Annotated in this window: 27 protein-coding genes; 13 read left to right on the top strand and 14 right to left on the bottom strand. The window is 59.8% G+C overall.

Features of this window, described 5'->3' with window-relative positions; translation table 11 throughout:
- Window positions 1-24: 24 nt before the first annotated feature.
- Window positions 25-918 (bottom strand): putrescine utilization regulator PtrR, encoded by an 894-nt coding sequence (gene ptrR / locus ACZRN6_RS02090; protein ID WP_322143845.1) that lies wholly within the window; start codon window positions 916-918, stop codon window positions 25-27.
- Window positions 919-1020: 102 nt separating this feature from the next.
- Between ptrR and ACZRN6_RS02095 the strand changes: the two genes are divergently transcribed.
- Window positions 1021-2229: an MFS transporter gene (locus ACZRN6_RS02095; protein ID WP_464007095.1), complete on the top strand. Its 1209-nt coding sequence runs from the start codon at window positions 1021-1023 to the stop codon at window positions 2227-2229.
- Here ACZRN6_RS02095 and ACZRN6_RS02100 read toward each other — a convergent pair.
- The 3 genes from ACZRN6_RS02100 to ACZRN6_RS02110 all read right to left on the bottom strand — a co-directional run bounded on the left by ACZRN6_RS02100 (window position 2141) and on the right by ACZRN6_RS02110 (window position 5150).
- Window positions 2141-3583, bottom strand: a complete 1443-nt coding sequence (locus ACZRN6_RS02100) for an NCS1 family nucleobase:cation symporter-1 (protein ID WP_464007096.1) — start codon at window positions 3581-3583, stop codon at window positions 2141-2143. The two genes, ACZRN6_RS02095 and ACZRN6_RS02100, sit on opposite strands and share 89 nt — an antisense overlap.
- 211 nt (window positions 3584-3794) lie before the next feature.
- Window positions 3795-4202, bottom strand: a complete 408-nt coding sequence (locus ACZRN6_RS02105; protein ID WP_464007097.1) for a DUF2177 family protein — start codon at window positions 4200-4202, stop codon at window positions 3795-3797.
- A 111-nt stretch (window positions 4203-4313) separates the two neighbouring features.
- Window positions 4314-5150: a CvfB family protein gene (locus ACZRN6_RS02110; RefSeq protein ID WP_464007098.1), complete on the bottom strand. Its 837-nt coding sequence runs from the start codon at window positions 5148-5150 to the stop codon at window positions 4314-4316.
- Between the two features lie 323 nt (window positions 5151-5473).
- Here ACZRN6_RS02110 and ACZRN6_RS02115 point away from each other — a divergent pair, with 323 nt between their 5' ends.
- The 3 genes from ACZRN6_RS02115 (at window position 5474) to ACZRN6_RS02125 (ending at window position 7519) form a co-directional block, all read left to right on the top strand.
- A complete protein-coding gene (locus ACZRN6_RS02115; protein ID WP_003210722.1) occupies window positions 5474-5653 on the top strand; it encodes a hypothetical protein in 180 nt (59 codons plus the stop codon).
- A 207-nt stretch (window positions 5654-5860) separates the two neighbouring features.
- Window positions 5861-6586 carry a TorF family putative porin gene (locus tag ACZRN6_RS02120; RefSeq protein WP_322143840.1) on the top strand — a complete coding sequence of 242 codons (726 nt, stop codon included), beginning with the start codon at window positions 5861-5863 and terminating at the stop codon, window positions 6584-6586.
- 66 nt (window positions 6587-6652) lie between these two features.
- Window positions 6653-7519: a DUF6279 family lipoprotein gene (locus ACZRN6_RS02125; RefSeq protein WP_322143839.1), complete on the top strand. Its 867-nt coding sequence runs from the start codon at window positions 6653-6655 to the stop codon at window positions 7517-7519.
- Window positions 7520-7522: 3 nt separating this feature from the next.
- Here the strand turns inward: ACZRN6_RS02125 and ACZRN6_RS02130 are convergent, their stop codons facing one another.
- Complete coding sequence (locus ACZRN6_RS02130; RefSeq protein ID WP_322143838.1) at window positions 7523-7915, bottom strand: transcriptional regulator; 393 nt, start codon at window positions 7913-7915, stop codon at window positions 7523-7525.
- A 155-nt stretch (window positions 7916-8070) separates the two neighbouring features.
- On the opposite strand from ACZRN6_RS02130, the gene ACZRN6_RS02135 reads away from it, so the two are divergent.
- Window positions 8071-8346: a hypothetical protein gene (locus ACZRN6_RS02135; RefSeq protein WP_464007099.1), complete on the top strand. Its 276-nt coding sequence runs from the start codon at window positions 8071-8073 to the stop codon at window positions 8344-8346.
- A 45-nt stretch (window positions 8347-8391) separates the two neighbouring features.
- Here the strand turns inward: ACZRN6_RS02135 and ACZRN6_RS02140 are convergent, their stop codons facing one another.
- Entirely contained in the window at window positions 8392-9738 is a 1347-nt protein-coding gene (locus tag ACZRN6_RS02140; protein ID WP_318302368.1) for a DEAD/DEAH box helicase, read from the bottom strand.
- A 193-nt stretch (window positions 9739-9931) separates the two neighbouring features.
- On the opposite strand from ACZRN6_RS02140, the gene ACZRN6_RS02145 reads away from it, so the two are divergent.
- Window positions 9932-11230 carry a mechanosensitive ion channel family protein gene (locus tag ACZRN6_RS02145; protein ID WP_464007100.1) on the top strand — a complete coding sequence of 433 codons (1299 nt, stop codon included), beginning with the start codon at window positions 9932-9934 and terminating at the stop codon, window positions 11228-11230.
- Between the two features lie 51 nt (window positions 11231-11281).
- On the opposite strand, the gene ACZRN6_RS02150 is transcribed toward ACZRN6_RS02145, so the two are convergent.
- On the bottom strand, window positions 11282-11926 hold the full coding sequence (locus ACZRN6_RS02150; RefSeq protein WP_464007101.1) for a hydrolase: 645 nt from the start codon (window positions 11924-11926) through the stop codon (window positions 11282-11284).
- 153 nt (window positions 11927-12079) lie between these two features.
- Here ACZRN6_RS02150 and ACZRN6_RS02155 point away from each other — a divergent pair, with 153 nt between their 5' ends.
- The gene (locus ACZRN6_RS02155) at window positions 12080-12985 is read left to right on the top strand and encodes a LysR family transcriptional regulator (RefSeq protein ID WP_464007102.1); all 906 of its coding nucleotides are present in this window, start codon (window positions 12080-12082) and stop codon (window positions 12983-12985) included.
- Here the strand turns inward: ACZRN6_RS02155 and ACZRN6_RS02160 are convergent.
- From ACZRN6_RS02160 to ACZRN6_RS02170, 3 genes are all read right to left on the bottom strand, one after another.
- Window positions 12930-13811: a carboxylate/amino acid/amine transporter gene (locus tag ACZRN6_RS02160; RefSeq protein WP_322143833.1), complete on the bottom strand. Its 882-nt coding sequence runs from the start codon at window positions 13809-13811 to the stop codon at window positions 12930-12932. The two genes, ACZRN6_RS02155 and ACZRN6_RS02160, sit on opposite strands and share 56 nt — an antisense overlap.
- Before the next feature lie 203 nt (window positions 13812-14014).
- The gene (locus ACZRN6_RS02165; RefSeq protein WP_464007103.1) at window positions 14015-14614 is read right to left on the bottom strand and encodes an FMN-dependent NADH-azoreductase; all 600 of its coding nucleotides are present in this window, start codon (window positions 14612-14614) and stop codon (window positions 14015-14017) included.
- 151 nt (window positions 14615-14765) lie between these two features.
- Entirely contained in the window at window positions 14766-15080 is a 315-nt protein-coding gene (locus ACZRN6_RS02170) for a 3-phosphoglycerate kinase (RefSeq protein WP_464007104.1), read from the bottom strand.
- A 49-nt stretch (window positions 15081-15129) separates the two neighbouring features.
- On the opposite strand from ACZRN6_RS02170, the gene ACZRN6_RS02175 reads away from it, so the two are divergent.
- From ACZRN6_RS02175 to aqpZ, 5 genes are all read left to right on the top strand, one after another.
- Window positions 15130-16053 carry a LysR family transcriptional regulator gene (locus ACZRN6_RS02175; RefSeq protein ID WP_322143830.1) on the top strand — a complete coding sequence of 308 codons (924 nt, stop codon included), beginning with the start codon at window positions 15130-15132 and terminating at the stop codon, window positions 16051-16053.
- A 13-nt stretch (window positions 16054-16066) separates the two neighbouring features.
- Complete coding sequence (locus ACZRN6_RS02180) at window positions 16067-16870, top strand: alpha/beta fold hydrolase (RefSeq protein WP_464007105.1); 804 nt, start codon at window positions 16067-16069, stop codon at window positions 16868-16870.
- Between the two features lie 3 nt (window positions 16871-16873).
- Window positions 16874-17437: a peptidylprolyl isomerase A gene (locus ACZRN6_RS02185; RefSeq protein ID WP_003210708.1), complete on the top strand. Its 564-nt coding sequence runs from the start codon at window positions 16874-16876 to the stop codon at window positions 17435-17437.
- Window positions 17438-17520: 83 nt separating this feature from the next.
- Window positions 17521-19353, top strand: a complete 1833-nt coding sequence (locus ACZRN6_RS02190) for an ABC transporter ATP-binding protein (RefSeq protein ID WP_464007106.1) — start codon at window positions 17521-17523, stop codon at window positions 19351-19353.
- A gap of 179 nt (window positions 19354-19532) precedes the next feature.
- Entirely contained in the window at window positions 19533-20231 is a 699-nt protein-coding gene (aqpZ, locus tag ACZRN6_RS02195) for an aquaporin Z (RefSeq protein ID WP_464007107.1), read from the top strand.
- An 11-nt stretch (window positions 20232-20242) separates the two neighbouring features.
- Here the strand turns inward: aqpZ and ACZRN6_RS02200 are convergent, their stop codons facing one another.
- On the bottom strand, window positions 20243-21367 hold the full coding sequence (locus ACZRN6_RS02200) for a GNAT family N-acetyltransferase (protein ID WP_464007108.1): 1125 nt from the start codon (window positions 21365-21367) through the stop codon (window positions 20243-20245).
- 39 nt (window positions 21368-21406) lie between these two features.
- Between ACZRN6_RS02200 and ACZRN6_RS02205 the strand changes: the two genes are divergently transcribed.
- Complete coding sequence (locus ACZRN6_RS02205) at window positions 21407-21559, top strand: hypothetical protein (protein WP_464007109.1); 153 nt, start codon at window positions 21407-21409, stop codon at window positions 21557-21559.
- Between the two features lie 6 nt (window positions 21560-21565).
- Here ACZRN6_RS02205 and ACZRN6_RS02210 read toward each other — a convergent pair whose 3' ends face one another.
- The 3 genes from ACZRN6_RS02210 to ACZRN6_RS02220 form a co-directional block, all read right to left on the bottom strand.
- Entirely contained in the window at window positions 21566-21799 is a 234-nt protein-coding gene (locus ACZRN6_RS02210; RefSeq protein ID WP_322143825.1) for an anti-sigma factor family protein, read from the bottom strand.
- On the bottom strand, window positions 21793-22407 hold the full coding sequence (locus ACZRN6_RS02215; protein WP_010176505.1) for an RNA polymerase sigma factor: 615 nt from the start codon (window positions 22405-22407) through the stop codon (window positions 21793-21795). The genes ACZRN6_RS02210 and ACZRN6_RS02215 overlap by 7 nt, the downstream gene beginning before the upstream one ends.
- A 177-nt stretch (window positions 22408-22584) precedes the next feature.
- A complete protein-coding gene (locus ACZRN6_RS02220) occupies window positions 22585-23706 on the bottom strand; it encodes a beta-ketoacyl-ACP synthase III (RefSeq protein WP_322143824.1) in 1122 nt (373 codons plus the stop codon).
- Between the last annotated feature and the right edge of the window lie 10 nt (window positions 23707-23716).

Genomic DNA, 23716 nt, shown 5'->3' on the forward strand with positions numbered 1-23716 from the left:
TTGATTCAAATCCTGACGGATCGTTCAAGCAATCGCTCGGGGTTCGGTTTCCAGTAGCACCTTGCCCTCTTGCTGCAGGTCAATCCACGCATTGAGGTTAGCGCCGAGCATGCCCTTGCGCCACATCAACCACGTGGTGGCGCGGGCAAAAGGCTCCGCCAGCGGATGAATGGACACGCTGTCCTTGCCCGGCAGGCTGTCGAGCATCGATTCCGACATCAACGCCACGCCGGAACCGGCGATCACACAGGCCAGCATGCCCTGGTAAGACTCGATCTCGATGGCTCGGCCCATGGCCACGCGGTCGTGGGAAAACCAGGCTTCCAGGCGCGCCCGGTAGGAACAACTGCGGCGGAATGTGAACACCGAGCGGCCGGCAACATCCTGTGGCCCACGCACGGGCGGGTGATCCGCTTCGCAAATCAGCAGCAAGCGCTCTTCGCACAGTGGCACGCCGTCGAGGGTGGCCAGCGCCAACGGCCCGTCCACCAGCGCAGCGTCCAGCCGGCCGGTGATCAAGCCTTCCAGCAGCTCACCGCTGGGAGCCGATTGCACTTGCAGGTTCACCATCGGATACGCCTTGTGATAGCGCGCGAGCAGCTTCGGCAAATGAATCGCCGCGGTGCTGTACATGCTGCCGAGCACAAAGTCGCCGGCCGGTTGCCCGCCCTGCACCGCACCATGGGCTTCATCATGCAGGGCCAGCAAGCGCGCGCTGTAGTCCAGCAGCACTTTGCCGGCGGGAGAAAGCTGCAAGCGCTGGCGCTCGCGCACGAACAGTTCGACACCGAGCTGTTCTTCCATCTGTTTAAGCCGGGTCGACAGGTTGGACGGCACCCGGTGCAGGCGTTCGGCAGCACGGGTGATGGAGCCCTCCTCGGCCACGGCCTGGAAAATCCGCAATTGACTAAACTCCATCACCTTTCTCCAAAACTGAACAAGTTGCTCACTATTATTCATTTTTACAGAAAGTCAATCCGCATTAGCCTGAAGGTCACTCGCTCCTCGCAGGAAATGACCATGTCACCGCTGATCCGCTTACTCGCCAGTTTTATTGCCTTGATGATGGCCATGGGCATTGGCCGCTTCGCGCTGACGCCGCAAATGCCGCACTTGCTCAGTGAAGGGCAAATCGACCTGACCGGCGCCGGCCTGATTGCGGCGGCCAATTACCTGGGTTATTTCGTCGGCGCGGTGGACTCGATCTTTGCCCGCAGCCATCACCATGTGCGCGCACGTTTGTACGGCGGGCTGTGGTTGTGTGTGCTGCTGACCTTTGCATCGTACTGGGCCCATGGGTTCTGGCCGCACCTGCTGCTGCGTTTCGGGACCGGTGTGGCGAGCGCCTGGGCGTTGGTGATGATCACCAGCCTGAGCCAGCCGCTGGCAATTGCCGCTGGGCGTCCACGCCTGGGTGCACTGGTGTTTGCCGGGCCGGGGCTGGGGATTCTGTTGACCGGGTTGTTGGCGCTGGGCGCCAACCTGCTGGGCCAAAGCTCTGCAACCTTGTGGCTGGTGTATGGCGTGGTTGCGCTGGTGATGCTGCTGGCCATCCTGCCGTTTTTACCCAAGCCTTCCACCACCAGCGCGCCCGTTGCCAGCCACACCGACGTGGTCCGCAACGGCAGCATCACACACCTGTGCTGGATCTACGTGTTGTATGGGCTCGGGTACATCATCCCGGCGACGTTCCTGTCCCAGATGGCCAGCGCGCAATTCAAGGGCGCCTGGCAGGCGGACTTGTTCTGGCCCTGCTTTGGCCTTGCCGCCGCAATTGGCGTAGTGGTAACGAGCCTGCGCCGCAAAGACCCCAACACCACCCGCCGCTGGCTGATGACAACCCTGTGGCTGCAAGCGGCTGGGGTGTTTGCCTGCCTGCTGGGCAACGGTTGGGGCCTGGCGCTGGGGGTGTTGCTGTGCGGCGGGCCATTCCTGGCGTGCATGCAACTGGTGATGGCGCGCTTGCGCGAGGTGGCCCCCCACGGCTATCAGCGCAGCACCGGGTTGCTGACCGCCTGCTTTGCCATCGGCCAATTGAGCGGGCCATTGCTCGCGTCGGTCAGCAGCCACCTCAGTGGCGGGCTGCAACCGGCGCTGGTGGTCGCCGGCGCCGGTTTGTTAGTGGCAGGCTCGGTGCTGGTCAGCCGACAACCATCGGCGCAGGTGCGCGAACCTGTTCACGCCGCGCCAACACCAGGAAAAACAGCCCACCCAGGAAGCAGCCGGTAAACCAGGCGAAGTTGGCCATGCCCTGCAGCGCCGGGGTGAAGGTGATCGCGACGCCCACCAGCGTCGCGGGCACCAGCGCCTTGACCGCCGTCCAGTTCACGCCGCCGTCAAAGTAGTAGCGACCGCTCGGGCTGTCATCGAACAGTGCATCCACATCGATCTTCTGCTTTTTGATCAGGTAGAAATCCACCAGCAAAATCCCGAACAGCGGCCCGATAAACGCCGCGAGGATGTCGAGGGTGTAGTGGATCATCAGCGGGTTGTTGAACAGGTTCCACGGAGTGATGAAGACCGAGGCCACCGCAGCGATCATGCCGCCGGCGCGCCAGCTGATTTTGCTCGGTGCCACGTTGGCAAAATCAAATGCCGGCGAGACGAAGTTGGCGACGATATTGATGCCGATAGTCGCCGTGACAAACGCGAATGCCCCGAGCAGCACGGCCATGTTGTTGTCGATACGTGAGACGGTGGCGATCGGGTCGTGGAGCATTTCGCCAAATACCGGCAAGGTCCCCGAGACGATCACCACGGTGACCAGGGAGAACGCCAGGAAATTGACCGGCAAGCCCCAGAAGTTTCCGCGACGCACGTCCTTCATCGTGCGGCAGTACCGGCTGAAATCACCAAAATTCAAGGTAGGCCCCGAAAAGTACGACACCACCAAGGCCGTTGCCACGATGATTTGGCCGAAGGCCTGCCAACCGGACAGGGACTTTTCCGCCAGGGTGAAGTTGATATTGGCCCAACCCGCCTTCCAGACGATCCAGCCTGCCAGGGCGAACATCACCGCGTAGACAATCGGGCCCGCCCAATCGATAAAACGACGGATGGACTCCATGCCGGTCCAGAACACCAGCGCCTGGAGCGTCCACAGGCTGAGGAAACCGAACCAGCCCAAGTAAGAAAGGCCAGCAAAATGCGGTTCTGCATAGACCGCCATCTGAGGGAAAAAGCGCAGCACCACAATGATCAATGCGCTGGACGCCAGGTACGTCTGAATCCCGTACCAAGCCACCGCGATCAAGCCGCGAATCACCGCAGGGATATTCGCCCCGAAGACGCCAAACGCCAACCGGCAGATCACGGGATAAGGCACCGCTGCCTGTTGGCTCGGCTTGGCCACCAGGTTGGCGATCAATTGCACAATGCAGATCCCGGCGAGCAGGGCGATCAACACCTGCCAGCTGGCCAACCCGAGGGCAAACAGGCTGGCGGCGAATACGTATCCGCCGACGCTGTGCACGTCGCTCATCCAAAAGGCGAAGATGTTGTACCAGTTCCATTTTTGCGGCAGCGGGCCTAAGTCCTGGTTATACAGGCGCGGGCTGTAGCCTTTGGGCAATTGTTCGGACATCGCAGGGCTCCTCGTAAATACCGGCCTGCCACCCGCGACGGGAGTGCGTACGGGAGGCGGCATGGTTTGTATACGAGTTTATGAGCAGAATGCGTGCCAATGGCAGGAAACTCGGCACAATCCCTCTGGAACAGGGGTTGCGAGCATCACCCTGCGTGAGGGGCGTAATCCAGGTTCGCTCAGGGATGGTGCAGTTCAATCCTGTACACAATCAATTGTGCACCCTGCGTGCACATTGATAGCCCACGGTGCAGCAAACCGCGCTCAGGAAGGTACCCCAAGCGATGTCCATGACCGCCAATCCGACGGACCAGCCCTGCAACGTCGCCCAATTGCTCAGGTCATACGTGCCGTAAGCCACCAGGCCCAATAATGCGCCAAGCCGCGCGGCACGTGGCCAGCCGCCGTTCGTTAACGCGGGAAGCACGACGAACACCACGCAACCGAAGACATAGAGGAGATAGAACGCCACGGCCGGAAACAGGCGCGGCTGATCAAGCATCAGCGGGCCGAGCAGCGCTTTGTAGGTCGGGCCCATGAGTACGCCGAGCCACAGGCCGTCCAGGATCAGAAAGGCAAGCAAAGTGCCGAGGTAGGCAGACAGGTTCTTCCTGGACATTCGCTTGATCCTTGTAGGAGCTGGCTCGCCAGCGATGGCGTTAGGTAATCACCGCAAGGCTGGTGGGCCTCATCGCCGGCAAGCCGGCTCCTACAGAAGAGCAAACCGCGATCAGCTTAGTTCAATGCGATCCGCGTGAATCACAATGTGACCTTGCTTGTAGAGGGCGCCGATGGCCTTCTTGAAGTTGCCTTTGCTCACGCCGAACAAACTGCTGATCAGTGCCGGGTCGCTTTTATCACTGACCGGCAAGGTGCCGTTGTTGTCGCGCAACTTGGCGAGGATCTTCGAGTTCAGGCTGGAGGCTGCTTCTTCACCCACCGGCTGCAGGCTGAGGCTGATATTGCCGTCGGCGCGGATTTCCTTGATGAAGCCTTTCTCTTCCTTGCCCGGGCGCAGGAACTTGAACACTTCGTTCTTGTGGATCAGGCCCCAGTGCTTGTTGTTGATAATCGCCTTGAAGCCCATGTCGGTGGCTTCGGCCACCAGCAAGTCAACTTCCTGGCCAACCTTGTAGGTGGCCGGGGTCTTGTCCAGGTAACGGTCAAGGCGTGCGGTGGCGGTGATGCGCTTGGTGTGTTTGTCGAGGTAGACGTGCACCACGCAATATTCACCGGCGGTCATCTGGCGCTTTTCTTCGGAGTAAGGCAGCAGCAAATCCTTGGGCAGGCCCCAGTCCAGGAATACACCAATGCTGTTGACTTCAACCACTTTCAGACTGGCAAATTCACCCACCTGTACTTTTGGTTTTTCGGTGGTGGCGATCAGTTTGTCATCGCTGTCCAGATAAATAAAAACGTTGAGCCAGTCTTCATCTTCACTGGGAATATCCTTGGGGATATAACGATTGGGCAAAAGGATTTCACCCTCTTGATCACCGTCCAGGTACAAACCAAAGTTAGTGTGTTTAACCACTTGCAAGCTGTTGTAGCGCCCGACTAAAGCCATTTCCAATACCCTCATTGCGTGGGCGGCATTCTACCCGAGTTGACGGCGGCGGTCCCGTGTACCGGCGCACGGGCCTGAAAAATCGTGGGTTTGCCAGTCACCGCCCCGCTCGTCAGATGATCAGCCTGCATCCTGCCAGCGCCCACGGCATATTTCCCCGAGGGTTTCGAGTTAAAACAGCGAGTTAGGTGGGTATTTCACTGATTAATCGCGGGCAATTCATAAACCCGCCGTATATTTCAGGGGGATATTTGCCAAGCAATTGTCAAGCATTTCATGTACGATGCATGGCCAAGTTAATTTTCTACAGGTTAGTGGCCGCCATGCGCGTAAAAGCATCCAACAGCAAAGCAAAGCCAGCTCCCGCCGTTGAAACCAGCGAATCGATCAACAGCCAAATTGCTGCATTCCTCAAGCAGGGCGGCGAAATCCAGCAGATCGCCAAAGGCGTAAGCGGCCAGACTTTCGGCCCGTCCAAGCAGATCACCCTGGGTAAAAAGTAATATTGCGCATTCCACCTGGTCCCTATGCGCTTTGCCTTTCAAGGCGCTAGGACTAGAGCCCGCAACACCCTCCTGATACACCCCTTTTTACACCAAGCGACGAACGGGCTTTATCTGCGAACCATCGCCGGTATGCTTGCACACGTCTAGATCGGGCATTTGCCTGATATTTCCCGTTACTGCTCCTCGCTTTTCATGGAGTGAAGCATGCTCAAATCCTGCATTTTCCTGGCCTGTGCCCTGTTAGCCAGCCCCCTTGCCGAAGCGCAGGTTTTCCAGCGTGAACTGGGTGATTTCGACCTCAAATTGGGCACAACGCCCAGCCGCAGCATGGCCCAAGGTTTGGTAAAGCCCACTGCGCCCGGGAGCGACTCGTTCCATGGCGGCCTGGACCTGAGCCACGGCAGCGGCCTGTACCTTGGCCAATTCTCACCAAGCATGGGGATTTCCCCTACAAGCAACCTGGAAGTTGATTCCTACCTGGGCTTCAAGCATCCCTTTGACCAGACCCTGGGTTATGAACTGGGGATGATTCACTACAGCTATCCCAAGTTGAGCCCACTCGACAGCCAGGAGTTCTACGGCGGCCTGACCTTGCTGGGCAACCGCTTCGGCGCCTCCTTCAGCAACGACCCGGACCGCCAGGACAGCACCCTGTTTGCCGACCTCGGCGGCACCAAGCCTTTCGGCATCGGCGTCAGCATGAAATACACCACCCACCAGTTGGGCGCTCCGGTGTCGGTGGCCGATGGCGGCTCCATCCGCAGTTTCAGCGACTGGTCGGTGCAATTCTCCCGGCCGTGGATGGGCGTTGACCTGAACCTGATCTACAGCGATTCCAGCCTCAGCGGCGGCGATTGTTCGGCTTATTCCGGACACAACTCGCAATGCGACGGACTATTGACCTTGAAGGCAGAGCGAGCATTTTATTGATGAGCTGAACTGTCGTCGCCCTGACGGGTTCAGATGCCATACCCTCATCTGCGCAAGGACTCGCCCATGCTGCGTCGGTTAAAATTATTGGTGGTGTTGCTGATGTTCAGCCTGGTGCTTGCGGGCTGCAATCGGGTGGGCCTGGCCTATCGCAACCTGGATGTGATCATCCCCTGGACCCTCAGCGACTACCTGGACATGAACGCCGGGCAAAAGAGCTGGTTCAACGACACACTCAAGGAACACCTGGCCTGGCATTGCACCACCCAATTGCCGGGCTACCTGGACTGGCTCGACCGCCTGCAACAGATGGTCGACAACAATCAGGTGACCGACGCCGCCCTGCAAACCCGTACCGCTGAGGCCAAGCAAGCCATTGCCGAGAGCGCCCGCGCAATCACGCCATCCGCCATCGAATTATTGCAGGGGCTCGACGATCAACAAGTGCAGGAAATGGAGCAAGCCTTAGCCAAAGACCTGCGCAAGCGCCAGGACGAATACCTCAAGCCGCCCCTGGAACAGCAGATCAAGGAACGTGCCGAGCGCATGAACAAGCGGCTGGACGCATGGTTGGGGCCATTAAGTGCCAGCCAGCAGAATCGTGTCACCGCCTGGTCGATCGCCCTGGGCGAGCAGAACCAACAATGGATCGGCAACCGCGCCCATTGGCAGGCGCAGTTTATCGCGGCGGTCAAAGATCGCCACAGCGGCGACTTCCCCAAGAAGATCGAGCAACTGCTGGTGGACCGCGAAAGCCTGTGGACCCCGGAATATCGCCAGGCTTACGCCCAGACAGAAACCGCAGCCCGCAGCCTGATTGTCGACCTGATGGCCGAAAGCACCGTGCAGCAGCGCCAGAAGCTGACCCAAAAGATCGACAAGGTGCGCAGCGACTTCAAAGCACTTAAATGCCTGAAGGCCGGCACCCCGTAATCGTCAGGCAATTTGGGCTTTTGAGGCCACTTCATCGAACGTCGCCGGATCCAGCGCATCCGCTTGCTGGTCCAGTACCTCACGTGGGTGATTATTGCCGGGGATACAGCTGTCGATCAGGCTCAACAGCTGTGAGCCGCGCTGCGTCAAGATGAAGTTCTCACCGTTTCCGCCTTCATCCTCCGGGCGGGACTCAATAAAGCCACGGTCCAGCAGGAGCTTTTCGTACTCGGTGGCCGTCACTTTCAGCTCATCCAGGTTACCCACCTCTTCACCGTTCGCGGCCTTGGCGGCCGCTTCCTGCTCCGCATAGGGGCGTGGCGTAAAGCTGTGACCGGCGCTGTTTTGTACTTCATGCAGCAGGCGTTCGAGTAGATCCCAATTGTAAGTCGTCATCCTGATTCCTCCAGAAGGCACACGAAAATAGGCCCTTCAAAGGTGTGACATGCCGGACCCATCGTCCGTTCAGCCTAGCGGACAGGCGCAATTTCGCTGAACTTTTCAAGGTTGCCGGCCCTCAACCGAATATCACCGCCATGGAGGTCCCAACAATGAAAACCCTGCTGAATATGGCCGTCGCTGCCACGTTGCTCACCGCCCTGCCCGCCTGGGCCTGCACGCTGGAAGAAGCCACCGCCAAGCGTGAGCAATTGGCCAAGGAAGTCACCAAGCTCACCCAACAGAACCCGGAGAAGGCCAAGAAGATCAATGAAGAGTTGCAGAACATGAAGCTGGAAACCGCCAGCGCCGACCTGCCCGACAAGTGCCAACTGATCGACCAGCGCCTCAAGGAAATGGACGAGGCTGGCGCCAAAGCCAAAAACTGAGGCAAAAAAAACCGGACATTGTCCGGTTTTTTTGTGGCTCAAGCCTTATTCGGCAGCGGGTGCTTCCGGCTTGCGACGCTTCAGAGGCGCCATGCCGTCCTTGCTGACCAGCGACAGGTTGTCGGTCTTCGGGCGGTTGGCAATCTTGCGCTTGGTCGGCGACTTGGCGCCGGCTTTCTTCTTCTCGCCCTTGGCGTCGACCTTTTTCTTCTTCACGCCAACGGCCTTGCCCGAGGCCTTGACCTTCTTCGGCCCGCCGTAGGTGCCTTTGACTTCCTTGATGGTGCGGCGCTCGAACGACTGCTTCAAGTAGCGCTCGATGCTCGACATCAGGTTCCAGTCGCCGTGGCAGATCAGCGAGATCGCCAGGCCATCGTTGCCGGCACGCCCGGTACGACCGATACGGTGCACGTATTCGTCACCGCTGCGAGGCATGTCGAAGTTGATCACCATGTCCAGGCCATCCACGTCCAGGCCGCGGGCGGCAACGTCGGTGGCGACCAGGATCTTCACGCCGCCTTGCTTGAGGCGGTCGATGGCCAGCTTGCGGTCCTTCTGGTCTTTTTCACCGTGCAGGACGAACGCCTTGTACTCCTGGGCTACCAGGCGACCGTAGATGCGGTCGGCCATGGCGCGGGTGTTGGTGAACACGATGGCCTTCTGATAGGTCTCGTTGGCCAGCAGCCAGTTAAGGATCTGCTCTTTGTGCACGTTATGGTCAGCGGTGATGATCTGCTGACGCGTGGTCGAATTCAGGTCGCTGACGTTGTTGACCTGCAGGTGCTCCGGGTTGTTCAGGATCTTGGCGACCATGTCGCGCAGGGTCGAACCCCCGGTGGTGGCCGAGAACAGCATGGTCTGCTGGCGGTTTACACACTCTTGCACCAAACGCTGCACATCGTCGGCAAAGCCCATGTCGAGCATGCGGTCGGCTTCGTCGAGCACCAGCACTTCAACTTCCTTGAGGTCCAGGTTGCCGGCGTTCAGTTGCTCGATCATCCGGCCTGGGGTACCGATCAGGATATCCGGCACTTTGCGCAGCATGGCGGCCTGGACCTTGAAGTCTTCACCGCCGGTGATCAGGCCGGACTTGATGAAGGTGAACTGCGAAAAGCGCTCCACTTCCTTCAAGGTCTGCTGGGCCAGCTCCCGGGTCGGCAACAGGATCAGGGTCTTGATGCTCACACGGACTTTGGCCGGGCCGATCAGGCGGTTCAGAATCGGCAGGACGAAAGCGGCGGTTTTGCCACTCCCGGTTTGAGCCGTCACCCGCAGGTCACGCCCTTCGAGCGCGAGCGGGATGGCCGCTGCTTGCACAGGCGTTGGCTCGACAAATTTAAGCTCGGCCACGGCTTTGAGCAGGCGTTCGTGCAGGGCGAATTGGGAAAACACGGGTGCTACCTCGAAGAAATACAAAAAAACAGCTGCATAGGGTAACGGTTTCGGGCGCCGAGGCCGAGTTTCTTTACGCGAACTGTGTCAATCAGGCGCTTTTTTGTCAGGGGATTTGTCCACAAGGACAACTTTGGCCTACTTAAATGCTCTAATTGCCCCGTCACGTCTTACAGAAGAATCGCGTTTACCCATGGATATCAAACAGCTCTGGCTCAACGTCCAAGACCTTTGGGGCACCCTCGACGAACACCCGCTGCTGCATTCCAGCCTGGCGCTGGTGGTGTTGCTGGTGGTGGCATTGCTGCTCGGACGAGTGGCTCGGTACCTCATCCTTCATGCCGTCAAACTGCTGGGCCGGCAACCCGCGCTGCACTGGCTCAACGACCTGCGGCACAACAAAGTCTTCCACCGCCTGGCGCAGATGACGCCATCACTGGTGATCCAGTTCGGCCTGTACCTGGTGCCGGGCCTGAGCAAGACCGCCACCCTGTTCATCGGCAATGTCGCCCTGGCGTTCACCATTCTGTTCATGGTGCTGGCGATCAGCGCCCTGCTCAACGCCTTGCTGGATATCTACGCTCGTACCGAACACGCCCGCACCCGCTCGATCAAGGGCTACGTGCAGTTGGCGAAGATGGTGTTGTTCGTGTTTGGCGCGATCATCATCGTCGCGACGCTGATCGACCGCTCACCGCTGCTACTGCTCTCCGGCTTGGGTGCGATGTCGGCGGTGATCCTGTTGGTGTACAAGGACACCCTGCTGTCGTTCGTCGCCAGCGTGCAACTGACCAGCAACGACATGCTGCGGGTCGGCGACTGGATCGAAATGCCCCAGGTCGGTGCCGACGGTGACGTGGTGGACATCACCCTGCACACCGTGAAAGTGCAGAACTTCGACAAGACCATCGTCTCGATTCCCACCTGGCGCCTGATGTCCGAGTCGTTCAGGAACTGGCGCGGCATGCAGGCCTCCGGCGGGCGGCGGATCAAGCGCAGCCTGTACATCGACGCCAGCGGCGTGCGCTTCATCCGCGACGACGAAGAGCTGAAACTCTCCCAGGTGCACCTGCTGACCGACTACATGAGCCGCAAGAAGGCCGAACTCCAGGCCTGGAACGAAGCACAGGGCAACGTCGCCGCGATGTCCGCCAACCGTCGGCGCATGACCAATATCGGCACTTTTCGCGCGTATGCGTTGGCGTATTTGAAAAGCCATCCAGAGATCCAGCCAAACATGACGTGCATGGTGCGGCAGATGCAGACCACGGCCCAGGGCATTCCGCTGGAGATCTACTGCTTCACCCGCACCACCGCATGGGCCGACTACGAGCGGATCCAGGGCGATATCTTCGATTACCTGCTGGCGGTGCTGCCGGAGTTTGGCTTAAGCCTGTACCAGCAGCCGAGTGGCGGTGACCTGCGGGCGGGGATGTTGCCAGCGGTGCTGGGAGCCAGTCATTTGCCCCCGGCGGAAAAGGCAGTGATGTAACAACAAAAAACGGCACAACCTGAGTTGTGCCGTTTTTTTTTGCCGTCGGCCTTACTTGACCTGACGCTGGGGGGCGCCGTGCACCATGGTGTAGGCGTAATCCACGCCCATGCCGTAAGCGCCGCTGTGTTCCAGCACCAGGCCCATCACAGCGTCGTAGGTTTCCTTGTGAGCCCAGTCACGCTGGTATTCCAGCAGCACTTGCTGCCAGGTCACCGGTACCGCGCCGGCCTGGATCATTCGCTGCACCGACATGTCGTGCGCTTCTTTGCTGGTGCCGCCGGAAGCGTCGGTGACGATGTACACCTCGTAGCCTTCGGCCAGGGCTTCGAGCGCCGGGAAGTTCAGGCAAACCTCGGTCCACAGGGCCGCCATGATCAGCTTCTTGCGCCCGGTGGCCTTCACCGCTGCCACCAGTACCTTGTCTTCCCAGGAGTTCATCGAGGTGCGCTCGATTGGCTGCTGGTCCGGGAATATATTCAACAGTTCCGGCCAGATGTAGCCGCTGAAGCTCTTGGTCTCAACCGAGGTCAGGATGGTCGGCACGTTGAAGATCCTGGCCGCCTTGGCCAGCGCCACCGTGTTGTTCTTCAGGGTCTGGCGATCGATCGACTGCACGCCAAAGGCCATCTGCGGCTGGTGGTCGATCAGGATCAGGGTGGAGTTGGCTGGGTTGAGCAATTCGCGAATAGACATGGTGACTTCCTTTTAATGTTTTCGATTCGGTGTGGGATGCGTTCAGCGCCGCTGAGAAGCTTGGCTGGCGGCTTGGAAGTAACTTTACGTGCTGGATAAAATTGAGACAATTACCTAAAATCGAGAATCATTGATTCTAAAAAAGGGACAGTCGTGGATCGTATCGAATGCATGCGGGCGTTTGTCGTCACGGTCGGCGAGAACGGCTTCGCTGCCGCCGCACGAGCCATGGACGTACCGCGCTCAAAAGTCAGCAAACAGATTCAGGCACTGGAAGACGCCATCGGCGTGCAACTGCTTCAGCGCACCACCCGCAGCCTGCATTTGACGGAGGCCGGGGCCGAGTATTTTGAAGCGGCACGAGAGGTGCTGGCCGCGGTGGACGAGGCCGAACAGCGGGCCAGGGACGGCATCGGTGAGTTACGCGGAGTGTTGCGGGTGAATGCGCCGATGTCGTTCGGGCTGCACCGCCTGGGACGGTTGATTCCTCTGTTCCATGAACAGCATCCCCATATCGAGTTGCAACTGGTGCTCAGTGACCAGCAGGTGGACCCGGTACGCGGCGGGTTCGACGTGACCATCCGCATCGCCAGCATGCCCGACTCAACGATGATCGCCCGCCAACTGGCACCTGCGCCACGGATCATGGTGGCTGCGCCAGCCTACCTGGCACGCGCGGGCACACCGCAAACCCCGCAAGACCTGCGCCAGCACCAATGCCTCAATTATGGGTACCTGCAGAGCGGCGTCAGCCTGCAACTGAGCAAGGGCCAAGAAACCCAGCGGGTCAACGTCACCGGCCCTTTGCACGCCAACAACGGCGACCTGCTGGCCCAGGCGGCGGAAGCCGGGATGGGCATCGCCCTGTTACCGGACTTTATCGTCGAAGACGCCCTGAAGGCCGGGCGCCTGGTGCCGGTGCTCTGCGAATGGCAGGCGCCGGCAATTACCATCAATGCGGTTTATTCGTCAGCGCGACGCGTGCCGCAAAAGACCCGCGCGTTCATTGACTTTTTGGTGACGCAATTGGCGCCGAAGAGCGCAGGCCCAGCCGGCTGATCCACACCGCGCCCAGAATCACCAACCCGCCCAGCAGCAACCGGCCCAACGGTTCATGCTGGTTCCAGATCAGCAGGTTGAGCAACAACCCAACCGGCACATGCAGGTTGTTCATCACCGCCAGCGTGCCGCCGTTGACCATGCACGCGCCCTTGTTCCACCAGTACATGCCCAGTGCCGTGCTGACCAGCCCCAGGAACACCAGCACACCCCACTGCAACGGCGCTTCCGGCAGGTAGTTGGCCTTGCCGAACATCAGGAACGCCGGCAACGCCACCGCCAACGCGCCGAGGTAGAAGTAACCAAAGCGCCGGTAATGCGGCAGATCACTCGGATGACGCGCCACCAGATGCTTATAAAGCACCTGCCCGGCGGCGTAGGTGAAGTTGGCCAGTTGCAGCAGCAGGAAGCCCATGAAGAAGTTCGGGGTGATCTGGTCAAAGCGGATTACCGCGGCCCCCGTCACCGCCACCAGTGCGGCCACCAGCGCCCACGGGTTGAAGCGGCGGTTCAAGGCGTCTTCGATCAAGGTCACGTGCAACGGCGTCAGGATGGTGAACAGCAACACCTCCGGCACCGTCAGCACCCGGAAGCTCAGGTACAGGCACACGTAGGTCACGCCAAACTGCAACGCGCCGATCACCAGCATGCCGCGCATGAACGCCGGTTCCACCGAGCGCCAACGGGTCAGCGGGATAAACACCAGCCCGGCCAACAGCACGCGCACCAGCACTGCGAAGTAACTGTCGACGTGACCGGCCAGGTATTCACCGATCAAGCTGAAGGAAAACGCCTGGATCAGCGTCACAACAAGTAGATAGCCCATGCTCGCCTCATTTTGAATGGGCGCGACATTAGCGGTTTTCCGGCGCTTGCGAAACTCAAGGCAAAAAAAACCCGACCTCGCTAAAAGCGTCAGTCGGGCAGGAGCACTCAGGAGCAAAAAGTGCAAAGGGAGGTTCGATACGCGTACTTGAAGGGTTGCGTGGAGCTATTAAAACCGCGGGCGATTATCTGGCGATTAACGGATCACGCCACCTGTGCCAGCAAAGCCTTGGCCTGGTTCACGCCTTTTTCCTGGAAATCGCCGCCCAGGTTCACCCCTTCGGCGTGAATGAAGGTGACGTCGTGAATGCCGATAAAACCCATGACCTGACGCAGGTACGGTTCCTGGTGATCGGTGCTGCCGCCGGCATGGATGCCGCCGCGGGCGGTCAGCACAAAGGCGCGCTTGCCGGTCAGCAGGCCCTGAGGACCGGTGGCGGTGTATTTGAAGGTCACACCGGCACGCAACACATGGTCCAGCCAGGCTTTGAGGGTGCTGGGAATCGCAAAGTTGTACATCGGTGCGGCCATGACCAATACATCGGCGGCCAGCAGCTCATCGGTCAGTTCGTTGGAGCGGTCCAGGGAAGCCTGCTCAACCGTGCTGCGCTGCTCGGCAGGTTTCATCCAGCCGCCCAGCAGGTTGGCGTCCAGGTGTGGAACGGGGTTGATAGCGAGGTCACGCACGGTGATCAGGTCAGCCGGATGGGCAACTTTCCATTGGCTGATGAATTGTTGGGTCAGTTGGCGGGAGATTGAATCCTGCTGACGGGCGCTGCTTTCGATGATCAGAACACGGGCCATGATTATGTAAGCTCCATCGGTGAATGCTGTAAGGCGATGGAGTGAAGGTTAATCAGAGCCCGTTCGATTAAAAAGCGTAAAAAATTGCTATAACCCATCTAGAAATTTGTTTATAAGCGGAGTATTGCTGTAGCCGTCCTCCGCTTTTGCCTTATTTCGGTGCGCACATCAGCTGGATACGCATCTTGATAACGGCACGGCTGAAATTGACCGTGGTGTTGGTGGTTTTCCCGGCCGCGACGGTGACCTTGCGGGTACGCGGGGCTTCCGGGCCGTTGGTAAAGCGTACCTTGCACTCGGCGTCATTGGGGCCGTAGTTGGTGAGCTGGATCGAACTGATATTGCTGTCGACGTCCGACGCGCTGTAGTCGATCTTCACGCCCTGGATGTCTTTCGTCACATCGGTAGTAAAGGCGAACGCACTCAACGGCAGCAGCGCCAGCAGTACACAACAGAATTTTCTCATTCGGCAGTCTCCAATAAGGACCGCCAGCTTAGGACAAGAGGAGCTCAACTTGAAAGCGCCCCGCGTTACCCTTGATCAATGGCGCACCTTGCAAGCCGTGGTCGATCATGGCGGCTTCGCCCAGGCGGCCGAAGCGCTGCACCGCTCGCAGTCCTCGGTGAGCTACACCGTGGCCCGCATGCAAGACCAGCTCGGCGTGCCGCTGCTGCGTATCGACGGGCGCAAGGCGGTACTGACCGAAGCCGGCGAAGTGCTGTTGCGCCGCTCCCGGCAACTGGTGAAAAACGCCAGCCAACTGGAAGACCTGGCCCACCATATGGAGCAAGGCTGGGAGGCCGAGGTGCGGCTGGTGGTCGATGCCGCTTACCCCAACGCCCGCCTGGTACGCGCGCTCACCGCCTTTATGCCGCAAAGCCGCGGCTGCCGGGTACGCCTGCGCGAAGAGGTGCTGTCCGGTGTCGAAGAGCTGCTGATGGACGGCATGGCCGACCTCGCTATCTGCGGTTTCATCATTCCGGGTTACCTGGGTACGGAAATGAGCGACGTCGAGTTTGTCGCCGTGGCCCACCCCGAACATCCGCTGCATCAATTGCACCGCGAACTAAGCTTCCAGGACCTGGAAAGCCACATGCAGGTGGTGATCCGCGACTCCGGCCGCCAGCAGCCACGGGACGTTGGCTGGCTAGGCGCCGAACAGCGCTGGACCGTCGGCAGCCTGCCCACTGCCGCCACCTTCGTCAGCAGCGGCCTGGGTTTTGCCTGGCTACCTCGGCACCTGATCGAACGCGAACTCAAGGAGGGCCTGCTCAAGTTGCTGCCCCTTGAACGAGGCGGCAGCCGCAACCCAACGTTCTACCTTTATTCGAACAAGGACAAACCCCTGGGCCCGGCCACGCAGATTCTCGTCGAGTTGTTGCGCACCTTCGACACTGCTCCACTGGACGCGCCTTTCGCCGCACCGCAGCAAGCCTGAACAAGGAGTTCGCATGGCCTATTTCGAACATGAAGGTTGCACCCTGCATTACGAGGAATATGGCCACGGCACGCCGCTGATCCTGATCCACGGCCTGGGCTCCAGCTGCCTGGACTGGGAGTTGCAAGTACCCGTGCTGTCCCAACACTACCGGCTGGTGGTGGTGGACGTGCGCGGCCACGGCCGCTCCGACAAACCCCGGGAACGCTACAGCATCGCCGGCTTCACCGCCGACCTGGTGGCCTTGATCGAACACCTGCAACTGCCCCCGGCCCATGTGGTTGGCCTGTCCATGGGCGGCATGATTGCCTTCCAGTTGGCAGTAGACGAACCGCACAGGCTCAGGAGCCTGTGCATCGTCAACAGCGCACCTCAGGTCAAGGTGCGCACGGCCAGCGATTATTGGCAGTGGGCCAAGCGCTGGAGCCTGGCGCGCATCCTCAGCCTGGACACCATCGGCAAAGCCCTGGGCAGCATGCTGTTTCCCAAGCCCGAACAGGCCGAACTGCGGCGCAAGATGGCCGAACGCTGGGCAAAAAACGACAAACGTGCTTACCTCGCCAGCTTCGATGCGATTGTTGGCTGGGGCGTACAGGAACAACTTTCAAGAATTTCCTGTCCAACCCTGGTCATCAGCGCCGACCACGACTACACCCCCGTGGCGCAGAAAGAAATCTATGTAAAACTGCTACCCGATGCGCGACTGGTGGTGATCGAGGATTCCCGCCATGCCACGCCGCTGGACCAACCCGAACACTTCAATAACACCCTGCTCGATTTTCTCAAGACAGTCGAAACCACAACCCAGGATCACTGACCCATGCTGAAAAAAATCGCCTTCTTTGCCGGTTCCGTACTGTTCGCTGCCAACCTGATGGCGGCCGAACCCGCCAAGGCACCCCACGTATTGATCACTACCACCAATGGCGACATCGAAATCGAGCTGGACCCGGTCAAGGCCCCGATCAGTACCAAGAACTTCCTGGCCTATGTCGACAAGGGCTTCTACACCAACACTATTTTTCACCGGGTAATCCCGGGGTTCATGGTGCAGGGCGGTGGTTTCACCCAGCAAATGTCGCAAAAGCCAACCGAAGCACCGATCAAGAACGAGGCCAGCAACGGCCTGCATAACGTGCGTGGCACCCTGTCGATGGCCCGTACCAACGACCCGAATTCCGCCACCAGCCAATTCTTCATCAACGTTGCAGACAATGCCTTCCTCGACCCGGGCCGCGATGCCGGTTACGCAGTGTTCGCCAAAGTGGTCAAGGGCATGGACGTGGTCGACATCATCGTCAACTCGCAAACCACCACCAAACAGGGCATGCAGAACGTGCCAATCGATCCTGTCCTGATCAAGTCGGCCAAGCGCATCGACTGAAGGCTACAGGGAGTTTCGCGCGGTGCCCGCCAGGCACCGCGCGCATTTGAACAGGAGAGCCCGCCAGGCGGGCGTCAGACCTAATGCTCTATCGTCGTTTTGAACAACTGATCGACATCTTCCGCGAACCTCCCAGCGCGGCCCCTCCCGATAAAGTCCTGCCGTTCTACCTCTATTACCTGCGCCAGGTGTGGCCATGCTTTGCCGCCTTGCTGGTGGTGGGCCTGATCGGCGCGCTGATCGAAGTGGCGCTGTTCAGCTACCTGAGCCGCATCATCGATTTGGCCCAAGGCACGCCGCCGGCCAACTTCTTCCAGACCCACGCCAACGAGCTGATCTGGATGGCCGTGGTCGCCCTGCTGCTGCGCCCGATCTTCGGCGCCCTGCATGACCTGCTGGTGCACCAGACCATCAGCCCCGGCATGACCAGCCTGATCCGCTGGCAGAACCACAACTATGTGCTCAAGCAGAGCCTGAATTTTTTCCAGAACGACTTCGCCGGGCGCATTGCCCAGCGCATCATGCAAACCGGCAACTCATTGCGCGACTCCGCAGTGGCCGCCGTGGATGCGATCTGGCACGTGGCGATCTACGCCATCAGCGCCCTGGTGCTGTTCGCCGAAGCCGATTGGCGCCTGATGATCCCGCTGATTGCCTGGATCGTCGCCTACAGCCTGGCCCTGCGATACTTCGTACCAAGGGTCAAGGAACGCTCGGTGATTTCCTCCGAGGCGCGCTCCAAACTCATGGGGCGGATTGTCGACGGCTATACCAACATTACCACCTTGAAGCTGTTCGCTCATACGAACTTCGAGCAGAACTACGCCAGGGAAGCCATCGTCGAGCAGACCGAGAAAACCCAGCTGGCCAGCCGCGTCGTGACCAGCATGGACATCGTGATTACCACCATGAACGGCCTGCTGATCGTCACCACCACGGGCCTGGCCCTGTGGCTGTGGACCCAATCCCTGATTTCGGTGGGCGCCATTGCCCTGGCCACCGGTTTGGTGATTCGTATCGTCAACATGTCCGGCTGGATCATGTGGGTGGTCAACGGTATTTTTGAAAACATCGGTATGGTGCAGGACGGCCTGAAAACCATCGCCCAGCCGCTGGCAGTGACCGACCTGGAGAATGCCCCGCGCCTTGCAGTACCCCATGGCGAAGTGAGGTTCGACCAAGTGGACTTCCACTACGGCAAGAAGAGCGGAATCATCGCGGGCCTGAACCTGGACATTAAGCCGGGTGAAAAGATCGGCCTGATCGGTCCGTCCGGCGCGGGTAAATCCACCCTGGTCAACCTGCTGCTGCGCCTGTACGACCTGCAGGGCGGACGCATCCTGATCGACGGCCAGAACATCGCCGAAGTCGCCCAGGAAACCCTGCGCGAACAGATCGGCATGATCACCCAGGACACCTCGCTGCTGCACCGTTCGATCCGCGACAACCTGCTGTATGGCAAGCCGGACGCCACCGATGAAGAACTCTGGGCGGCGGTGCACAAGGCCCGCGCCGATGAGTTCATCCCACTGCTGTCGGACGCCGAGGGCCGCACCGGCCTGGACGCGCACGTCGGCGAGCGCGGGGTCAAACTCTCCGGCGGGCAACGCCAGCGCATCGCCATTGCGCGGGTGCTGCTCAAAGACGCGCCAATCCTGATCATGGACGAGGCCACCTCGGCGCTGGATTCGGAAGTCGAAGCGGCGATCCAGGAAAGCCTGGAAACTCTGATGCAGGGCAAGACGGTGATTGCCATCGCTCACCGGCTTTCCACCATTGCCAGAATGGACAGGCTGGTGGTGCTGGAAAAAGGCCAGATTGCCGAGACCGGCAGCCATGCCCAATTGCTCGCACACGGCGGTTTGTATGCACGATTGTGGCAACACCAGACCGGCTGGTTCGTGGGAATAGACTGATTCCGTTGGTTAACCGCCCACTCAATTGCGAACAATTCTGACAGCTTTCTCTATCTCGCTGGTCTTGCGACACAATCCTGCTGTACTGCAATCAGGCCCCGGGAGGGCTCTGATTTAAGGCAGCAGGGAAGCGTCACAGACCCGTTAATCAGATAGAGCAATCTACTAAGGATGTGTTCATGTCACTGTTCAAGCGTTCCGTTACGGAAGGACTGGGTACGTTTTGGCTGGTGTTGGGTGGCTGCGGCAGTGCGGTATTGGCCGCATCGTCGCCCGTTGGGATCGGGGTGCTCGGTGTGGCCCTGGCGTTCGGGCTCACGGTGCTGACCATGGCATTTGCCATCGGGCACATCAGCGGCTGCCACCTCAACCCTGCAGTGTCGGTGGGGCTGGTAGTGGGCGGAAGGTTTCCGGCCAGGGAGTTACCGGCGTACATCATCTCCCAGGTAATCGGCGGCATCGTCGCCGCAGCACTGCTGTATTACATAGCCAGCGGCAAGCCCGGGTTCGAACTGGCCTCGGGCCTGGCCAGCAATGGCTACGGCGAGCATTCACCCGGCGGTTATTCGATGGCGGCAGGGTTTGTGTGTGAGCTGGTGATGACGGCGATGTTCGTGCTGATCATCCTCGGCGCCACCGACCGCCGTGTTCCCGCGGGCTTCGCGCCCATTGCCATTGGCCTGGCGCTGACGCTGATCCACCTGATCTCGATCCCGGTCACCAACACCTCGGTCAACCCGGCCCGCAGTACCGGCCCGGCATTGATCGTCGGCGGCTGGGCACTGCAGCAATTGTGGATGTTCTGGCTCGCGCCGATCCTCGGTGCGGTGGTTGGCGGCTTTACCTATCGATGGCTGGGTGCAGAAAAAACCGCCTGAGCCAAACCGGTTCAGCCCTGCCGATAAGGCAGGGCTGCCCTCGCCTCCTCGGCATACGCCAGGATCCCCACGCTCTCGCGCTCCAGGAAGTCTGCCACCGCGGTTTTCAATCCTGGATGACGCAAGTAATGCCAGGAATGGGTGATCACCGGCTCAAACCCGCGAATCAACTTGTGCTCGCCCTGGGCTCCGGCATCGAAACGCTGCAAGCCGTGGGCAATCGCGTAGTCCATGCCTTGATAGAAGCAGGTTTCGAAATGCAGCCGGTCGAACTCGGCCAGGCAGCCCCAGTAACGGCCATAAAAGCTGTCACCACCGATCAGGCTGAAGGCCATGGCCACCGGCCGTGAGCCTTGCTTGGCCAGCACCACGCGAATCGCCTCGGGCATGCGCTCGGCCAGCAAGCTGAAAAATTCTCGGGTCAGGTAGGGCGATTGTCGGCGTATGGCGTAGGTATTGGCGTAGCAGGCGTAGACAAAATCCCACTGTGCCTCACTCAGCTCATGACCTTGCAACCATTCAAACTCGATGCCCTGCCCCGCTACCTGCTCGCGCTCCTTGCGCATCTGTTTGCGCTTGCGCGAACTCAACGCATCGAGGAAGTCCTGGAAGTCGCGATAACCGCGGTTCTGCCAATGAAACTGGCAGCCGAGGCGTTGCAGCCAGCCCGGTTGTTGGGCCAGCGCGGTGTTTGCCAAGGCATCGGTAAAGTTGATATGAGCGCTGGAAAGGCCTTCGATTTCCAGGTAACCCGGCAGGCTTTTAAGCAGCTCGAAACCGTCCTCGGCGCTGGCGGCCAAAAGGCGCGGGCCGCTGACCGGGCTGAAAGGCACCGCCACCAGCAGTTTCGGGTAGTAATCGATGCCGGCACGCTCGCAAGCATCGGCCCAGCCGTGGTCGAACACGTATTCGCCATAGGAATGCCATTTGCGGTAGCTGGGCAACGCGGCAATCAACCGGCCACCTTCGTAATGCAACAAATGCTCGGGCTGCCAGCCGGAGTGCGGGCCGATGCTGGCGCTGTCTTCCAGTGCACTGAGGAACGCGTGGCGCAGAAACGGCTGATCTGCGGGGACCAACGCGTTCCACTCATCGGGCGCAATCTCGGACAGGTTATTCAAACGTTGTAACGGCATCCCATTCCCCGACGGTCACGGCTTTGTGTAGGAGCGAGCTTGCTCGCGATGGTCGTTAACGATAACGCGACCATTCTGACAGAACGCGGCGTTCTGCGGTTCTTCGCGAGCACGCTCGCGCCCACCAGGCTCGGCGAAAAAAAAGCCCGCGTCGTTTTTCGATGCGGGCTCGGTTTTCAGTGTGAAAAGTGACGGGTATTACTGTTCGCGCGAACGCTCGGCGGCCAGGCGTTCGGCCAACGCATCCACATCAGCAATGGGCGGCTCGGGCAGGATCTTCAGTGTCGCCTGCATCAAGCGCATCTGCCGGATAAAGCGCCGGCAGTTGGGGCAGAACATCAGATGATGGCGCACCAGCAGACGTTCTCGAAAAGTCAGTTGCCCATCGAGATAGTCACTGGAACGCGCCACTTGTTCTTTACAGGTCAACATTCGCCGGTTTCCTCAAAATGCTCCACCGTGGCGAAGACTTTAAGCCGTGCTCGATGCAGCAGCACACGAACATTGGAGAGCGATAGTGTCAGAAGATTACAAATCTCCTCTAATTCCAGGCCCTGACGTTCGCGCAACAGCAAGACGCTGCTCTGCAACTCGGAAAGACTGGCCAGTGTGTGCTCCAGGCATTCGCGCAGTTCGTCTTCGGTAAGCAGCGCTTCCGGAGTGTCCTGGTGCCAGGCAAACGGCGCGACGGCCCAGTGGCCGTCGTCGGGCACAAAGCGATCATCGCCGATGGTGCCGTGGGGCGACGGCAAGTCATCGAGCAGCACTTCCCGGCGATTTTGCTTGTAGCGGCCCTTCGCCGAGTTGGCCGTGATGGTCAGCAGCCAGGTCTTGAGGCTGGAACGCCCCTCGAACTTCGCCAGGTTGCGCACCACCGACAGCCAGGCGTCCTGCACCACTTCGTCGGCATGGCGCTGCCCGACTATGGCATAGGCCACGGCGCGCATGGCGCTCTGGTAGGTGGTGACCATTTCCTTGTAGGCCCGCTGCTCGCCCTTGAGCAATCGTTCAAGCAAATGCGCGTCGTCCGCTGCTGCCATTCAAGACCTCGATGCAAACACATCCAAACGCAGGAATACGGTCAATGTGGGAGCTGGCTTGCCCGGCACCTCGGTGTCTCAGGCATACCGAGGTGATGCTATCGCAGGCAAGCCAGCTCCCACAGAAGCCCGCACCCACGTTGACCTTACCCATCAATGAATAGCCAACCAGTTTAATCAGCGTTTGCGCAAAATCACGCTACCAATCGAATACCCTGCGCCAAACGAACTGAGCACCGCCACAGCGCCTTTGGGCAGATCGTCCTGGTAGGTGTGGAACGCAATCACCGAACCCGCCGAGCTGGTGTTGGCGTAAGTATCGAGGATCACCGGCGCTTCTTCCACCGACGCCTCGCGGCCCAGCAGTTTCTTGACGATCAGGTGGTTCATGCTGAGGTTGGCCTGGTGCAGCCAGAAGCGCTTTACATCGCCCACGTTCAGTTGGTTTTCCGCCAAGTGCTTACCGATCAACTCGGCGACCATCGGGCACACATCACGGAAGACTTTGCGGCCTTCTTGCACGAACAGCTTATCTGGGGCACCGATGCCCTCTGGCGCCGCGCGGTTGAGGAAACCGAAGTTGTTGCGGATGTTATTGGAGAATTTGGTCAGCAGCTTGGTGCTCACCACGTCGAACTGATGCTCGGAAGTGGCAAGGTCAGCCCGCTCCAGAATCACGGCGGTGGCCGCATCGCCAAAAATGAAGTGGCTGTCGCGGTCACGGAAGTTCAGGTGGCCGGTGCAGATCTCCGGGTTGACCATCAGGATGGCCCGCGCCTGGCCCAGCTGGATGCTGTTGGCGGCGTTCTGGATACCGAAGGTCGCCGAGGAACAGGCCACGTTCATGTCAAAGCCGAAGCCCTGAATGCCCAGCGCTTCCTGGACTTCAATCGCAATGGCCGGGTACGCACGCTGCAAGTTGGAACAGGCAACGATCACGCCGTCGATGTCAGCGGCGGTCTTGCCCGCGCGCTGCAACGCTTGCTCGGCGGCACCCACGGCCATCTGGCAGAGGATCGACCATTCGTCGTTGGAGCGCTCGGGCAGGCGTGGTGCCATGCGCTGCGGGTCGAGAATGCCGGCCTTGTCCATCACAAAGCGGCTTTTGATGCCAGAGGCCTTTTCGATAAAGGCAGCGCTGGATTCGGTCAGTGGCTGGACGTCACCGCGTTCGATGGCTGCGGCGTTATCCAGGTTGAACTGTTGCACGTAAGCATTGAAAGACTGCACCAGCTCTTCGTTGGAGATGCTGTTGGCCGGGGTGTACAGGCCTGTGCCGCTGATGACGACGTTATGCACGGTCGTTCCT

The sequence above is a fragment of the Pseudomonas sp. A125 genome, from assembly GCF_055409485.1.

Coding starts and splice junctions, on each gene's coding strand:
- ACZRN6_RS02135 (WP_464007099.1), top strand. CDS start 8,071: ATGAAAACCCTGCTGAATATGGCCGTCGCTGCCACGTTGCTCACCGCC.
- ACZRN6_RS02215 (WP_010176505.1), bottom strand. CDS start 22,407: ATGGCAGCAGCGGACGACGCGCATTTGCTTGAACGATTGCTCAAGGGC.
- ACZRN6_RS02190 (WP_464007106.1), top strand. CDS start 17,521: ATGCTCTATCGTCGTTTTGAACAACTGATCGACATCTTCCGCGAACCT.
- ACZRN6_RS02145 (WP_464007100.1), top strand. CDS start 9,932: ATGGATATCAAACAGCTCTGGCTCAACGTCCAAGACCTTTGGGGCACC.
- ACZRN6_RS02200 (WP_464007108.1), bottom strand. CDS start 21,367: ATGCCGTTACAACGTTTGAATAACCTGTCCGAGATTGCGCCCGATGAG.
- ptrR (WP_322143845.1), bottom strand. CDS start 918: ATGGAGTTTAGTCAATTGCGGATTTTCCAGGCCGTGGCCGAGGAGGGC.
- ACZRN6_RS02095 (WP_464007095.1), top strand. CDS start 1,021: ATGTCACCGCTGATCCGCTTACTCGCCAGTTTTATTGCCTTGATGATG.
- aqpZ (WP_464007107.1), top strand. CDS start 19,533: ATGTCACTGTTCAAGCGTTCCGTTACGGAAGGACTGGGTACGTTTTGG.
- ACZRN6_RS02130 (WP_322143838.1), bottom strand. CDS start 7,915: ATGACGACTTACAATTGGGATCTACTCGAACGCCTGCTGCATGAAGTA.
- ACZRN6_RS02170 (WP_464007104.1), bottom strand. CDS start 15,080: ATGAGAAAATTCTGTTGTGTACTGCTGGCGCTGCTGCCGTTGAGTGCG.
- ACZRN6_RS02125 (WP_322143839.1), top strand. CDS start 6,653: ATGCTGCGTCGGTTAAAATTATTGGTGGTGTTGCTGATGTTCAGCCTG.
- ACZRN6_RS02180 (WP_464007105.1), top strand. CDS start 16,067: ATGGCCTATTTCGAACATGAAGGTTGCACCCTGCATTACGAGGAATAT.
- ACZRN6_RS02185 (WP_003210708.1), top strand. CDS start 16,874: ATGCTGAAAAAAATCGCCTTCTTTGCCGGTTCCGTACTGTTCGCTGCC.
- ACZRN6_RS02120 (WP_322143840.1), top strand. CDS start 5,861: ATGCTCAAATCCTGCATTTTCCTGGCCTGTGCCCTGTTAGCCAGCCCC.
- ACZRN6_RS02160 (WP_322143833.1), bottom strand. CDS start 13,811: ATGGGCTATCTACTTGTTGTGACGCTGATCCAGGCGTTTTCCTTCAGC.
- ACZRN6_RS02165 (WP_464007103.1), bottom strand. CDS start 14,614: ATGGCCCGTGTTCTGATCATCGAAAGCAGCGCCCGTCAGCAGGATTCA.
- ACZRN6_RS02150 (WP_464007101.1), bottom strand. CDS start 11,926: ATGTCTATTCGCGAATTGCTCAACCCAGCCAACTCCACCCTGATCCTG.
- ACZRN6_RS02100 (WP_464007096.1), bottom strand. CDS start 3,583: ATGTCCGAACAATTGCCCAAAGGCTACAGCCCGCGCCTGTATAACCAG.
- ACZRN6_RS02110 (WP_464007098.1), bottom strand. CDS start 5,150: ATGGCTTTAGTCGGGCGCTACAACAGCTTGCAAGTGGTTAAACACACT.
- ACZRN6_RS02115 (WP_003210722.1), top strand. CDS start 5,474: ATGCGCGTAAAAGCATCCAACAGCAAAGCAAAGCCAGCTCCCGCCGTT.
- ACZRN6_RS02210 (WP_322143825.1), bottom strand. CDS start 21,799: ATGTTGACCTGTAAAGAACAAGTGGCGCGTTCCAGTGACTATCTCGAT.
- ACZRN6_RS02105 (WP_464007097.1), bottom strand. CDS start 4,202: ATGTCCAGGAAGAACCTGTCTGCCTACCTCGGCACTTTGCTTGCCTTT.